The sequence below is a fragment of the Rhodococcus sp. 15-649-2-2 genome (assembly GCF_002258645.1).
In the GTDB taxonomy this organism is placed as follows: domain Bacteria; phylum Actinomycetota; class Actinomycetes; order Mycobacteriales; family Mycobacteriaceae; genus Rhodococcoides.
The window spans coordinates 20,363-34,457 of sequence record NZ_NPFM01000012.1 but is presented as its reverse complement, the minus strand read 5'-3'; the positions used below and the strand labels follow the sequence as shown (position 1 = coordinate 34,457).

Annotated in this window: 12 protein-coding genes; 8 read left to right on the top strand and 4 right to left on the bottom strand. The window is 64.9% G+C overall.

Annotation, left to right across the window (positions count from 1 at the left end; genetic code table 11):
• Nucleotides 1-211: 211 nt before the first annotated feature.
• Nucleotides 212-1,939, bottom strand: coding sequence for a dihydroxy-acid dehydratase (gene ilvD, locus CH305_RS06850; protein WP_032402847.1), 1,728 nt, complete (start codon nucleotides 1,937-1,939; stop codon nucleotides 212-214).
• A gap of 221 nt (nucleotides 1,940-2,160) precedes the next feature.
• On the opposite strand from ilvD, the gene CH305_RS06845 reads away from it, so the two are divergent.
• The 4 genes from CH305_RS06845 to CH305_RS06830 are packed head-to-tail and all read left to right on the top strand — an operon-like array spanning nucleotide 2,161 to nucleotide 5,783.
• The gene (locus CH305_RS06845) at nucleotides 2,161-3,162 is read left to right on the top strand and encodes a nitroreductase family protein (protein WP_032402846.1); all 1,002 of its coding nucleotides are present in this window, start codon (nucleotides 2,161-2,163) and stop codon (nucleotides 3,160-3,162) included.
• On the top strand, nucleotides 3,159-4,040 hold the full coding sequence (locus CH305_RS06840; RefSeq protein WP_179278218.1) for a universal stress protein: 882 nt from the start codon (nucleotides 3,159-3,161) through the stop codon (nucleotides 4,038-4,040). Before CH305_RS06845 ends, CH305_RS06840 begins: the two co-directional genes overlap by 4 nt.
• Nucleotides 4,037-4,912, top strand: a complete 876-nt coding sequence (locus tag CH305_RS06835; RefSeq protein ID WP_094703230.1) for a hypothetical protein — start codon at nucleotides 4,037-4,039, stop codon at nucleotides 4,910-4,912. The genes CH305_RS06840 and CH305_RS06835 overlap by 4 nt, the downstream gene beginning before the upstream one ends.
• The gene (locus CH305_RS06830) at nucleotides 4,905-5,783 is read left to right on the top strand and encodes a universal stress protein (RefSeq protein WP_094703229.1); all 879 of its coding nucleotides are present in this window, start codon (nucleotides 4,905-4,907) and stop codon (nucleotides 5,781-5,783) included. The genes CH305_RS06835 and CH305_RS06830 overlap by 8 nt, the downstream gene beginning before the upstream one ends.
• A gap of 1 nt (nucleotide 5,784) precedes the next feature.
• On the opposite strand, the gene CH305_RS06825 is transcribed toward CH305_RS06830, so the two are convergent.
• Nucleotides 5,785-7,218 (bottom strand): MFS transporter, encoded by a 1,434-nt coding sequence (locus tag CH305_RS06825; RefSeq protein WP_179278217.1) that lies wholly within the window; start codon nucleotides 7,216-7,218, stop codon nucleotides 5,785-5,787.
• Entirely contained in the window at nucleotides 7,215-7,817 is a 603-nt protein-coding gene (locus CH305_RS06820) for a hypothetical protein (RefSeq protein ID WP_094703238.1), read from the bottom strand. The genes CH305_RS06825 and CH305_RS06820 overlap by 4 nt, the downstream gene beginning before the upstream one ends.
• 104 nt (nucleotides 7,818-7,921) lie before the next feature.
• Between CH305_RS06820 and CH305_RS06815 the strand changes: the two genes are divergently transcribed.
• On the top strand, nucleotides 7,922-8,971 hold the full coding sequence (locus CH305_RS06815) for an ATP-dependent DNA ligase (protein WP_032402858.1): 1,050 nt from the start codon (nucleotides 7,922-7,924) through the stop codon (nucleotides 8,969-8,971).
• A 2-nt stretch (nucleotides 8,972-8,973) separates the two neighbouring features.
• Nucleotides 8,974-10,059: a DNA polymerase domain-containing protein gene (locus tag CH305_RS06810; protein WP_094703228.1), complete on the top strand. Its 1,086-nt coding sequence runs from the start codon at nucleotides 8,974-8,976 to the stop codon at nucleotides 10,057-10,059.
• A gap of 85 nt (nucleotides 10,060-10,144) precedes the next feature.
• Here the strand turns inward: CH305_RS06810 and nhaA are convergent, their stop codons facing one another.
• Nucleotides 10,145-12,001 carry a Na+/H+ antiporter NhaA gene (gene nhaA / locus CH305_RS06805; RefSeq protein WP_037151709.1) on the bottom strand — a complete coding sequence of 619 codons (1,857 nt, stop codon included), beginning with the start codon at nucleotides 11,999-12,001 and terminating at the stop codon, nucleotides 10,145-10,147.
• A 208-nt stretch (nucleotides 12,002-12,209) separates the two neighbouring features.
• Here nhaA and CH305_RS06800 point away from each other — a divergent pair, with 208 nt between their 5' ends.
• Both CH305_RS06800 and CH305_RS06795 read left to right on the top strand, forming a co-directional pair.
• Nucleotides 12,210-13,235, top strand: coding sequence for a putative zinc-binding metallopeptidase (locus tag CH305_RS06800; protein WP_032402840.1), 1,026 nt, complete (start codon nucleotides 12,210-12,212; stop codon nucleotides 13,233-13,235).
• Between the two features lie 118 nt (nucleotides 13,236-13,353).
• Entirely contained in the window at nucleotides 13,354-14,094 is a 741-nt protein-coding gene (locus CH305_RS06795; RefSeq protein ID WP_094608756.1) for a GAF and ANTAR domain-containing protein, read from the top strand.
• The last annotated feature ends 1 nt before the right edge of the window (nucleotide 14,095 follow it).

Here is a 14,095-nt window from a genome sequence, read left to right as displayed (position 1 = left end):
CTGCATACGTCTGAGAAGTGCAAGGGTTCATTCACGCAGGGGTCGCCCCGCTCGCGTGAATGGGCCATTGCATCGCCGAGACGTGTGGAGTGGTTCATTCACGCGCGGGGCATCGCTGCGTGAATGAACCCTTGCACTTCTCAGACGTATGCAGTGGTCCATTGACGCGGCGGGGGAAGGGGCGGCGAGCGGGGGAGCGGGAAGGTGAGTGCTAGATCAGCACCGCACCGTTCGAGGCCGATCCCACCAGCTTCGAGTACTTCGCCAGCACTCCGCGGGTGTAGCGCGGCGGCAGCGGAGCCCAACCCTGTGCACGGGACTCCAGTTCGGCTGCGTCGACCAGGAGGTCGAGTGTGCCCTTGCCGACGTCGAGTCGGATTTGGTCACCGTCGCGGACGAAGGCGATGGGACCGCCGTCGACTGCCTCGGGAGCAACGTGTCCGACGCACAGGCCCGTGGTGCCGCCGGAGAACCGTCCGTCGGTGAGCAGCAGGACATCCTTGCCCAGGCCCGCGCCCTTGATTGCTCCGGTGATCGCGAGCATCTCACGCATTCCCGGACCGCCCTTGGGGCCCTCGTAGCGGATGACCACGACGTCGCCGGCGGTGATGGTTCCGTTCTCCAGAGCATCCATTGCCGCACGCTCGCGTTCGAAAACTCGTGCTGTACCGACGAATACGTCGGAGTCGAAGCCTGCGGACTTGACGACGGCCCCGCCCGGAGCAAGTGAGCCCTCGAGAATGGTGATGCCGCCGGTCGGGTGGATCGGCTTGTCGAGTGCGCGGAGCACCTTGCCGTCGGGATCGGGCGGTGCGATGTGAGCGAGGTTCTGCGCCACGGTCTTTCCGGTGACCGTCATGCAGTCGCCGTGCATCAGGCCGGCGTCGAGCAGAGCCTTCATCACGACGGGTACTCCGCCGATGGCGTCGACGTCGGTCATGACGTGCTTGCCGAACGGTTTGACGTCCGCGAGGTGGGGAACCTTCGCGCCGACGCGGGTGAAGTCGGCCAGGGTCAGCTCGACCTGCGCTTCGTGGGCGATGGCGAGGAGATGCAGGACGGCGTTGGTGGAGCCACCGAAGGCCATGACGACGGCGATGGCGTTCTCGAACGCTTCCTTGGTGAGGATGTCGCTGGTGCGGATGCCGCGTCGGAGAAGGTCGACGACGGCCTCGCCGCTGGCGTGTGCGAATCCGTCGCGTCGACGATCGGGTGCGGGCGGTGATGCGCTGCCGGGCAACGACATTCCCATTGCCTCGGCTGCGCTGGCCATGGTGTTGGCGGTGTACATTCCGCCGCAGGCACCTTCACCGGGGCAGATGGCGCGTTCGATGGTGTCGACGTCGGCCCGCGACATCAGTCCGCGTGAACAGGCCCCGACCGCTTCGAATGCGTCGATGATCGTCACCTGGTGCTCGCTGCCGTCGGACAGGGTGGCGAAGCCGGGCAGCGTGGAACCGGCGTAGAGGAACACGCTCGCCAGGTCCAGACGCGCTGCGGCCATGAGCATTCCGGGCAGAGACTTGTCGCAGCCGGCGAGCAGGACCGAACCGTCGAGCCGCTCCGCGCTGATGACGGTTTCGACGCTGTCGGCGATGACCTCACGGGAGACCAGCGAGAAGTGCATGCCCTCGTGGCCCATCGAGATGCCGTCGGACACCGAGATGGTGCCGAATTCCAACGGATACCCGCCGGCCGCGTGGACGCCCTTCTTGACCTCTTTGGCCAGCCTCTCGAGCGAGAGGTTGCACGGGGTGATCTCGTTCCACGACGATGCGACACCGATCTGGGACTTGACCCAGTCGTCGTCGCCCATGCCGACGGCGCGGAGCATGCCGCGCGCTGCCGTCTTCTCCAGTCCATCGGTGACGTCGCGACTACGCGGTTTGACGTCGATGTCGGGGGATTGCTTTTCCGAGGGATTCTGCGGGGTCGTCATGACTCTCCTGAGCGGTCGGCGGACGCGCGTCCTCAGGTTCCGCTCCTGAGTCGCATTCGTCGTCAACACTAAACCTGTGGTTGCCGCCGTCTATCGGCCTGCACCCAACTCCCTGACCGGAATGCCCTCCATCAAGTGACGAATGGCCCTGTCGAGCACCGCGAGCTCGGGGCGACAGTGGGTGCAGCCACCGCGTCGGGGTGGGAGGTCGAGGAGAGTCGATGAACGATCAGCCGGATACGGCCGTGGTGGAGATGCTGGTGGAGCTCGCGTGTCGGGCACCGTCGGTGCACAACAGTCAGCCGTGGCGGTGGACGTACTCCTCACGCGGACTCGATCTGTACACCGACAGCTCACGGTTGCTCGGGGTGATAGACCCGACCGAGCGACAGATGGTGTTGAGCTGCGGGGCAGCGTTGGACCACCTCGAGAAGGCCGCCGCGGCGTTCAGGTGGACGACTGAGATCGATCTGCTGCCCACTCCGGGTGCGCCCGATCATCTGGCGCACGTTCGCTTCGTGCACGACGCACATCCTCGCTCGCACGAGTTCGATCTGTTGGCTGCGATCAACCGTCGCCACTCGGATCGGCGGGCGTTCGGACCGGTGCCGAGCAATCGTATTCTGACGCGGTACCTCCGTCAGGCGCAGTACGGCACGGAGATGACCGTCCTGTCGGCAGAGTCCAAACAGACGTTGGCGAAGGCCTCGACACTGAGCGCGAGCGTGCGAAAGTACGACGCGACCTATCAGGCAGAGATCAGATGGTGGGCCGGGCACTCGTTCCGCTCGGGAGGAATTCCGCCGGAGGCGCTGACGAACCGGGCCGAGGCGTCGAGGGTGCAGGTCGGCAGGCAATTTCCCGAACCGCATCGGGTCGCCAGAACGGTCACGACCGAGCCGGTCGAGGACGAGTCCACGGTGGTGTTGCTCGGCACGGCATCGGACGAGCGCCTCGATTGGTTGCAGTGCGGCCGAGCCATGTCCGCATTCCTGTTGGCCGCGACCGCGGACGGGCTGGCGACATGCCCCCTGACGCACCTGACGGAACAGTCGGGAAGCAGGCACCTGGTCGAGTCCCTGGCCCCGCGAAACGGTCTGGCGCAGCTGCTGATTCGAGTCGGCACCCCCATGATCGGCTCGCCGCCACCCCGAACCCCTCGACACGCCGTGGCGTCGGTGCTGTCTGCGCCCGCCCGCACACCGAACAGGAGACAATCGTGATTCTTGCAGCTCATCAGAAAATCGTTGTGGGCGTGGATGGTTCGCCCAACAGTGTCAGCGCTGCTCTCTGGGCGGCGACCATCGCGGAGAGAGTGGGTTCTCCGATGCACATTGCCGGTGCCGTACAGCAGCCCGCGTTCTACCTGGGCGAGTCCGCATCGGTGATACCGAGGGACGTGTGGGACGAGCAGCGGCACACGGCCGATCGCGTCGTCACGGACGTTGCTGCCGCTGTGCTGGCCCGGCATCCGAACAGTGCAGTGACCACCTCGGTGGAGGAGACGTCCGCATGCGCGATGATGGTCGAACTCTCTCGTACCGCGCGCATGCTCGTCGTCGGCAATTCCGGTTCGGGTCCGATCGTGTCCGCATTGTTCGGGAGTACGACGCAAGAGATCTCGAACGCGTCCCAGTGCCCGGTGATCGTGTGGCGGGATGGCGCAGACGTCGTCGATGCACCGATTCTCGTCGGCATCGACGGCAGCGCGACCAGTGAGGTGGCCGTCGCACAAGCCTTCGATCTGGCCTCGTTGTTCGGCGTGTCGTTGATCGCCGCGCTTGCCTGGAACTCGTTGTCGCAGGGGGCGGCGCTCTCTCTACCCGGATCACCCGACAGTGCCGAGATCGAGCGTGAGCAGCGGATGCTGATGTCCGAATGTCTGGCCGGGTGGGCCGAGAAATATCCGGATGTCAGCGTCGAACATATTGTGCAACAGGGAAACCCGGCGCATCTGTTGGTCGACCTGTCCAAGCGAGCCGGTCTCGTGGTGGTCGGCAGTCATGGTCGAGGAGTGGTGGCCCGGGCGCTGTTCGGGTCGACCAGTAGCAACCTCACCCGGCACGCCCACTGCCCGGTCATGATCTGCAGAGACCGATGACGAACCGCACCGTACCGAACAGCATGCACAGCGGCGAGCGTCGACGAATTCTCGATTCGGCCACTGCACATCGGCTCGCGCGGCAAGCAACAGTGGCACGACTGATCGGCCACGACCACTTCGGGCCAACCATCGACATCGTGTCCATCGTCTGGATCGGAACTCGGGTGTACTTCTACGCCGATGGGCGGTCGCGATTGGGACGCAGTGTGCTCGATTCCGCGGTCGTCCTGGAAGTCGACGCCGAGGATGGCGCTCGTACGACCGACTCGACTGTGGTGATTCACGGAATTGCCCGTGCGGTCGTGGATGTGCGACTCGAAGTCCTCGAAGAACTACTGCCGCGACCACATTCGGACGGTCCGCCGATGCACAGACTCGTCGAAGTGAGCCCGACATCGGTTTCGGGTGTCGAACTGGCGCGCTGCCCGATCGCGGATGAAAAGGATCGCCCAGCACGACGAGACACGTGCCCTTCGGGCCCGGTGCGAGTCGATTCCGACTCCATAACGGTCGAGATACCGACAGAACCGAGACCGAGAAAGTTCCCGGTGACCACTGCGGCGATCGACGGTGTTGTCCGTGCGGTGATGATCGCCGAATACGGTCCGGCCAGCGGGGTCTCGCCGGACGGACACCTTCTCAGAACGGCTGTTCTCGATCGGTGGCCGGGCGCAAGAGTGCTCGAGCGACGCAGTGCCGGCGAGCGAGGCGCGGACCCGCGCGGCTACGAGAGCTTCTACGTCGAACTCGAGCCGAGCGGTTGCCGGACCGATATCGATCTCGTAGAGGTGTCCGCACTCTTCGGCCGTCGACCGACTCGAATTTCGCCACTGCACACCGACATCGAGACAGGAAGACAACATGAGTAATTCCACCGCCCGAACGCTTCCCATCGTCGTGGGTATCGACGGCTCGGCCGAGGCCGAGGCTGCAGCTCGATGGGCTGCGACGTATGCAGACAAGGTCCACGCGACCGTACGGCTCGTTCACGCTGTGCCAGTGGGGGACTGGTATGGGTCGGCGGAATTCGTCGACGGCGGCGCACTGGAGAGAGATCTTCGAGCCATGGGCCGCAAACAATTGGCCAGGGCGGAGGGAGCGATTCACGACGTCGCACCCACGGTCGACGTGGAAACCGTCAATATGGACGGCACCATAGCGTCGTACGTGGCCGACGCCGGCGCAGAGATGGTCGTGCTGGGATCGCGGAAGTCGAGCGCGATCCGCGATCTGACTCTCGGTAGCAACTCGCTGCGTGTCGTGACACACGCGCACTGCCCGGTATTGCTGTTCCGTAGAGAGAGCGAGAGGGCCGAAGCAGGCCGTCCGATCGTGGTCGGGATCGACGGCAGTGAGCAGTCCGATCGAGCACTCGGCATCGCGCTCGAGATGGCCGACAACATGGGCGCGCCGGTGATCGCGGTGAACTACTGGGGATTCGCGGCCCAGCCGGGTCTGGGAACGGGATTCGAGGGCATCGACTGGGTGAGCGTCCGGGCACACGAAAAACATTGGCTCGATGCGCATGTGGAGAAGATGCACGAGAAGTACCCGGAGGTGACGCTGACGACCGTGAGCGCTCAATCGAGCCCGACACGAGGTCTGCGTGCGATGTCGGCGTCCGCGTCGATGCTCGTGGTGGGTTCTCGGGGTCGAGGTGTCCTCCGCGGTGCAATTCTCGGATCGGTCAGCCAGAATCTCGTGCACCACGCGGACTGCTCGGTGCTGATCGTCCGCTGAGTCACGCGCCCTGGCGCGGTGCCATCGGTGGTGACGCCATGTCGCAGTGCGGTGGGCAGTTCGAAGTGTCGCCGGTACCGCGGATCAGTACCGCCGCGATGACAGCACCGATCAGCAACAGTCCGGCACACAGGAGCATCGCTGTGTGGAAGCCGGCCGAGAACACCTCCGGCGCAGAGTAATCGGAGCCGGCGATACCCGCGAGGGCAGGCAGGGCAGCCACAGCCAGAAGTTGGCTGGTGCGGGCCACGGCGTTGTTGACCCCCGACGCGATGCCGGCTCGGTCGGTGGACACCGCACCCAGTACGGCCGCGGTCAGTGGGGCGACGAGCGCGGACAAGCCGAGACCGAACACGACGACCGCAGGCAGAATGTCTGCGACATAACTGGATCCAGGACCGATGCGCAGCATCAGCAGCAACCCGAGAGCCGACAGCAGTGGCCCGACCGTCATCGGAATTCGTGGTCCGATACGCCCGGCCACTCGGCCCGCGCGGGCAGACAGTACGAGCATCAGGGCTGTGATCGGCAGCGTCGACACTCCGGCCGCGATGGGCGAGTAACCCACGGCGAACTGCAACTGCAGCACCAGAAGGAAGAACACGCCGCCCAGGGCCGCATAGACGGTGAAGGTAACGAGGTTGGCCGCCAAGAACACTCGGGAAGCAAACAGTGACGGTGGCACCAGTGGATCGTGCGAGCGGCGCTCGATCACCACGAACACGCCGACCGCGACAACCCCGAGTACCAGCGCCACGGTGTGCGACTCGATCAACCCGTACGTGAGCAGACCCAATGCCGCCGCGACCGTCACCGCGCCCGGCACGTCGAGGCGACCGGACGCGTGCGGATCTCGGCTCTCCGGAACATGTTTCGCAGCCACCGACACGACCACGACAGCGAGTGGGATGTTGATCAGGAACACCGCACGCCAGCCGACGGCGTCGACCAACCAGCCGCCGAGCAGTGGACCGATGGCCGACGCGACGCCGCCCAGACCCGACCAGAGCCCGATCGCCGCGCCCCGATCCTCGGCCTTGATGGACGCCGAGATCAGTGCCAGCGAACCGGGAGTGAGCAACGCCGCTCCCACGCCCTGCAGCAGCCGAGCCGCGATCAGCACCTCGATGTTGGGAGCGAGGCCACACAGCACCGACGCGGCCGCGAACCAGACTGTGCCCCAGATGAACACCCGTCTGCGCCCGAGTCGGTCACCGAGAGAGCCGCCGAGCAGAATCAGCGAGGCGAGCGCGAGGGTGTAGCCGCTCAGAGTCCATTGCAGACCGGTGACGCCTGCACCGAGGTCGCGGCCGGTCGCTGGTAACGCGATATTGACCACGGTGGCGTCGAGCATCGCCAGAGCCGAACCGAGCACGGTGGTCGCAACGATCCACCGCCCCCTGGCGCTGGAGAGTGCGATGCCCTCAGCGGTCACAAGCGTTCTACGCAGACGACGAAGTTGCGGGTGTCTTTCTCGTATCCGTAGAGAGCAGGGTCGGGGCAATCGTCGACCGAAGAGGTGCCCTGCAGGATCGTCACGACGCGGCGAGTGTCGGCACCGGGAGTGGCGCAGTCGACGCGCTGGGCGAACTCACCGACGATGTCCATGCATCCGCCGACAACCCAGTCGATGTCGAGGCACAGGGCTCCCTGCTCGATGTCGAAGTAGGTCTCGTAGTAGTACTGATCGGCGTCCGCGGGACATTCGGCCGAGGTGGGCGTCTTGGCGAAGACGACGTAGTTGGACTCGGGCGATCCGCACGTCGCATTGGCGATCGTGGCCTCGTCGACCGTTCCGCCGAGGTTCACGCACTCGCCGATCTCCACATCGATGTCGACGCTGCCGCCGTCGTCGATGTCGGGGGTTGGAGCAGCGGTGGTGCGAGGAGCACTCGTCGTGGTGGGCGCGATGGTGGCGCCCGAGATGGCGACGGCGGTACCGGACACTTCCGAGGCACACCCGGCGAGTATCAGGGCCGTGCACGCCGTCAGCGCGAGAACGAGAGCGCGGACCGAACGGTTGGATGACGCCATGGTGAGTCCTGCCCTCGTGAATTCAACCGTGCTGTGTGCATCGATCGTCTGTGTGTAGAAAATATCGGACTCGGTTGTCGGCCGCATGAGGCAGGATGATCTGCGTGGATCTTCCTCTTGCCGTGCCGGTCGCGCCGATGCTCGCCAAAGCAGCCAAAGTGGTGCCCGCCCAGCCCGAGGACGGGCCACCGGTGTGGTCCTACGAGCCGAAATGGGACGGGTTTCGCGCCATCGTCTTCCGCGACGGTGACGAGGTGGTGCTCGGTTCACGCGGGGGCAAGGACCTGGCGCGGTATTTCCCGGAGTTGGTCGAGGCGGTCAAGGCCGAGCTGCCGGAGAAGATCGTCGTCGACGGCGAAATCGTCGTTCCCCGGGAGAAGAACGGTTCCACTCGCCTGGATTGGGAGTCGCTGTCGGAGCGAATTCACCCCGCGGCGAGTCGGGTGACGATGCTGGCGGAGAAGACACCCGCACAGTTCATCGGATTCGATCTGTTGGCCGTCGGCAACGAGGACCTGACGAGCGAGCCGTTCTCGACGCGTCGGGCGAGATTGCTCGACGCGGTCGGCACCGGCGGGCCGAGCTGCTTCGTCACCTCCGCCACCGATGATGCGGCGGTGGCAGAGGATTGGTTCGAGCGGTTCGAGGGTGCCGGGCTCGACGGTGTGGTGGCCAAGAAGCTCGACGGGCTCTATCTGCCGAACAAGCGTGAGATGGTCAAGATCAAGCATGCCCGCACCGCAGACTGCGTGTTGATCGGTTATCGGATTCACAAGTCCGGCAACGGTATCGGATCTCTACTGCTCGGTCTTTACGATGGTGACGATCTGCGGATGATCGGCGGTGCGTCGGCGTTCACCGACAAGCGGCGGCTGGAGTTGCTCGAAGAACTCGAGCCGCTTCGGCTCGGTGAGGACGTCACCTACGACGGGGAGGCGACGCGCTGGAACTCGTCGAACGATCGCAACTGGATTCCGGTGCGCATCGAGCGGGTCATCGAGGTGGCCTACGACCAGATGGAAGGTGCACGGCTACGGCATGTGGCCCGGTTCCTGCGCTGGCGACCGGATCGCGAGCCGCGCTCGTGCGCCTACGATCAGCTCGAGGTTCCGGTGCGCTACGACGTCGCCGATGTCATTGCCGGAGGGCGATAGCCATGGCCGCGAAGACACCACCGGCGTTCGTGCAGGTCGGCGAACGCGAAGTACGAGTATCGAGCCCCGATCGCGTGATCTACGAGGCGACCGAGCGCACTCCCGACATCACCAAACTGCAGGTGTGCGAGTACTTCACCGCCGTCGGCGAGCCGTTGATGCGGGCAATCGGCGACCGCCCCACCGCTATGGAGCGATGGCCCGACGGCTATCGCGAGGGCATGCGATTGGCGCTCGGCCCACAGGACAAGGAGGGCGACGGCTTCTATCAGAAGCGATTGCCCAAGGGCGCGCCCGAGTGGATCGAGACGGTGAAGATCGCGTTCCCCAGCAAGCGCACTGCCGAGGAGCTGTGTCCCTCCGAGCCGGCTGCGCTTGTGTGGGCGGCTCAGATGGGCACGCTGACCTTCCACCCGTGGCCGGTGCGGCGACCGGAGGTGGACCATCCCGACGAGTTGCGTCTCGATCTCGATCCGCAGCCGGGCACTACGTTCGCGGACGCCCTGCGGGTCGCCGACGTGACGCGAGAGCTGTTGGAAGAGTTGGGCTTACGTGGCTATCCGAAGACGAGCGGTAATCGGGGAATTCACATCTACGTCCGCATCGAACCCGAGTACACCTTCGAGCAGGTGCGCCACGCGGCCATCGGACTGGGCCGAGAACTCGAACGTCGCGACGACGGGGTGACCACGAACTGGTGGAAAGAGGAACGTGGAGAACGCATCTTCATTGATTACAACCAGAACAACCGTGACCGGACGATCGCCAGCGCATGGAGTCTGCGGGCTCGGCCGGGTGCACCCGTCAGTACTCCGATGACGTGGCCGCAGTTGGCCGACGTCACCGATCCGCGTGAGTTCAACCTCGTCACGGTGCCGGAACTGGTGCAGGACGGCGACCCGTGGGCCGACATGGATTCCCAGGCCTACTCGCTCGAACCCCTTCTCCACCTGTGGGAAACACTGCCGGGCGGAGAGCTGAACTTCCCACCCGACTATCCCAAGATGCCCGGCGAGCCGCCGCGGGTCCAGCCGTCGAAGAAAGTCGCCGAGCATTGGGATGCGGAGGGAAACCGCACCGAGAGCTGACGGAGCCGGGCGAGGTTGCACACTACGACGCCGTATCGACGGGATCCGGTCGACGCGGACGCGTTCGGTGCAACCCGGCCCACCCTCACATGGATTCGAGTTCCCGAATCAACGTCGCTGCATCGTATGGTCCGACATGTCGGGTGAGGTTCTTGTCGCCACGGCCCAGGTAGAACGTCGGAGTGCCGCCCACATCGGAGGAGGTGGCGTCGAGTTCGTCGTCCTCGACACGCACCACGTAGTCGCCGGTGCGGATGTCGTCCTCGAATCTGTCCATGTCGAGGCCGAGTTCGCGTGCGTAACCATCGATGTCGTCGGGCTCGAGGGCGTCGCTGTTGCGGAACAACACGTCGGCCATCTCCCAGAATTTGCCCTGCGCTGCGGCAGCCTCACTGGCGTACGCGGCGTAGCGGGCATGCGGGTGATAGTCGTCCAGTGGGAGGTGGCGGTAGACGTACCGGAGGTCGTCACCGAAGTGCTTGCGTACCTCGGCGACGCTGCCGGTTGCCTTGCTGCAGAACGGGCACTCGAAATCGGCGTACTCCACGATCGTCAGCGGAGCGTCGACGGGGCCGCGGATGTGATCGCGCTTGGCGCTGACCGGACGCAGAATACGAAGTGACGCTTCGGCTTTCGGTGGGTGGATCTTCGCGTCGATGCGGAACAGGATCCAGCCGAGCAGCGCGGCGATCACCGACGCCGCCAACACCCCGACGCGGGCTTCGTCGGCCAGTAACGGGTCGTCGAGCGCGAGGTCGATGATGAACAGTGAGATCGTGAATCCGATTCCGGACATCGCCGCACCGCCCGCGATGTGCGAGAGCGTCAGGCCCGGTGCCAGCGCCGAGGGCCGTAGTTTGGCGAAAATGGCTGATGCGCCGGTGATTCCGACGAGCTTGCCGAGGACGAGACCGGCGATGATGCCCCAGGTGAGCGTCGACGTCGATGCGGCCTTGAGGGTGTCGGAGCTCAGCACCACTCCGGCGTTGGCGAGCGCGAAGATCGGCACGATGATGAATGCCGTGTACGGCTGATAGAGCCGCATCAGCCTCTCGTTGACCGAGACAGCTTGATCCAGACCCAGTCTCGCTGCTCGCGCGTACTCGGGATTCGGTGATTGACGGAAGGCGCGGGTGAGGTCCGATGCTCGCTCCACCTCGGAGCGGCGCGGCGGGTAGACCGGAAGAATCAGCGCGATCATCACGCCGGCCAGCGTGGGGTGAACCCCCGACTCGTACATCGCGACCCACGTGAACAGTGCGACGACGAAGTATCCGACACCGCGCCACACCTCGAGCCGTCGCAGTAGGAAGATCAGTCCGAGCCCGATGAACGCCAACACCAACGGCACCACATCGAGATCGTCGGTGTAGAAGAACGCGATGATCGCCAGCGCGCCCACGTCATCGGCCACGGCGAGGGTGAGCAGAAAGATCCGCAACCGCGCGGCCTTCTTCGGGCCGAGGACGGCGAGTGCCCCGAGCAGGAACGCGGTGTCGGTGGAGATGACGACACCCCACGCCTGGGCTGCCGGGCCGGAAGGGTTGAAGGCGAGGAACAGCAGCGCGGGTGCGGCCAGTCCGGCGAGTGCAGCCACGATGGGGATGGCGGCGCGTGATCGGTCGGTGAGCTCACCCATCGCGAACTCTCGCTTGACCTCGAGCCCGACGACGAAGAAGAACAGCGCCATGAGCCCGTCGTTGACCCAGTGGGCCAGATCGAGAGAGATGCCGTGCTCGCCGACGGTGACCGAGAGCTCTGTGTGCCAGAACGACTGATACGTCTCACCCAGGGGTGAGTTCGCCCAGATCAGGGCGATCAGGGTGGCGGCCAGTAGGAAGCCTGCCGCCAAGGTCTCGCTGTTTCTCTCGCCGCGAGCCCGCGAGATCCGTTCGACGAAGCGTGCCATCGGCCGGTTCGTCGGCGTGATCTGATCTGCCATCTGCAGCCCGAGTCCTTCCGGAGAGTGTTGTGAAGCAGTCTGTACCAACACCGTCGTCTGCGCTTTCCTTCCACGTACTCGAGTAAGGTTGTCGGGCCGCGGGCCAGCAGCGCCGAGAGAGATATGCACGACATATTCGACAATCGGCATTAGTCCGCGGATAAACGGGAATACGACCCCGACTCACCCCTGCCACGAAGGAACATCCATGCGTGATTTCATCTGCCGCAAATGCGGACAGAAGCTGTCGTTCGAGAACTCACTGTGTCTGAGCTGCTCGAGCGCACTCGGCTTCCATCTGCCGAGCAGGGCGCTGCTGGTGCTCCCGGACAAGGCCGACGACGGCGTCGCCGAAGCCGAGGTGGACGGCACGACGTGGAAGATGTGCGCCAACCTCAACACCGCACGGTGCAACTGGTTGGTCGACACCGCGGACGCCGACGAGCTCTGTGTGTCGTGCAGGCTGACCCGAACCCGCCCGGCCGACGACGACGTCGATGCGATGGCCGCCTATGCCGATGCCGAGACCAACAAGCGGCGCGTCGTTCTCGAGCTCACCGAACTGGGCCTGCCGATCGTGGGACGAGACGAGGACCCGTCCACGGGTCTGGTGTTCGATCTGCTCTCCAGCGCCAACCAGCAGGTGATGACCGGCCACGACAACGGTCTGATCACTCTCGACCTGGCCGAGGGCGACGACGTGCATCGCGAGCAGTTGCGGGTGGCGATGTCCGAGCCGTACCGCACTCTGGTCGGGCACTTCCGACACGAGATCGGCCACTACTACCAGATGGTGCTGGTCGGAGACGGTGAGCATCGAGCAGCGTTCGAGGAACTGTTCGGCGATCCGGATTCGAGCTACCAGGACGCTCTCGATCGCCACTACAGCGAGGGTGCACCCGACGGCTGGGAAGACAATTACGTCTCGTCCTACGCCACCATGCACCCCGCCGAGGACTGGGCCGAAACCTTCGCGCATTACCTGCACATCCGCGACACCCTGGACACTGCTGCGGCGTTCGGGATGGCGCCGGCCGGTTCGACGCTGGAGAGCCCGTTGCCCGGTGACGTCGGCTTCGATCAGATCGTCGACTGGTGGCTGCCGCTGTCGTGGGCACTGAACCAGATCAACCGCTCGATGGGTCATCAGGACCTCTACCCGTTCGTGCTGCCGCCCACCGTCGTGAAGAAGATCGGGTTCGTGCACTCGCTGATCGCGCCGAGCACTCTCTGACGCTCCGCTAACGGTTCTCGAGCTTCGCTGCCTGGGGCGTATCCTGTGGTGTCGGCATTCCGCCGATGTCGGGATGCGCCCCTGTGCAGCGGCGGGACCAGTGCAGCAGTAGGACGAGGTGACCACCATCAGCGAGCAGACACTGAACGCGTCGGGGGCAATCCCGCGGGTTACCGACTTCCAACTGAGTCGACGGCTGGCCGAGGTGGCCGAGAAGCTCCGGCGTCAACATTCGGATCCGGATCGGGTTCTGGCCGTCATCACCGAGTCGGCAGTGGCCAATGTCCCCTCTGCGGAGTTCGCGTCCATCACCACCGTGCTGCAGGGCAAGTTCGTGCACAGTGCTGCGCTGTCGGGTGAGCCTGCCGGCCACTGCGACAAGATTCAGGAGCAACTGGGCGAGGGTCCGTGCCTCGAATCGGCCATCGAACAGAAGACCATCAGAATCGACGACATGGACAGCGACACCCGCTGGCCACTGTTCGCAGACGCTGCGTCCGCGCTCGGGGTCAAGAGCATGATCTGCTTCCAGCTCTACGTCGAGGGAATCAACTTCGGCGCTCTGAACCTGCATTCCACCCGCAAGAATGCGTTCTCGGACGAGGCCGAATCCATCGGCTCACTGTTCGCTGCTCACGCCGCCATCGCGTTCTCCACCGCACGCGAGGAGCAGCAGATCCGGGCCGCGTTGACGAGCCGGGACATGATCGGTCAGGCCAAGGGCATGTTGATGGAGCGGTACAACCTGAACTCGCAGGCAGCATTCGCGTTGTTGGCCAAGCTTTCTCAGGACACCAACGTCAAACTCGCCGACCTCGCCGAACAGCTTGTGATCGACGCGGCGAAGTCCACCGACTGAG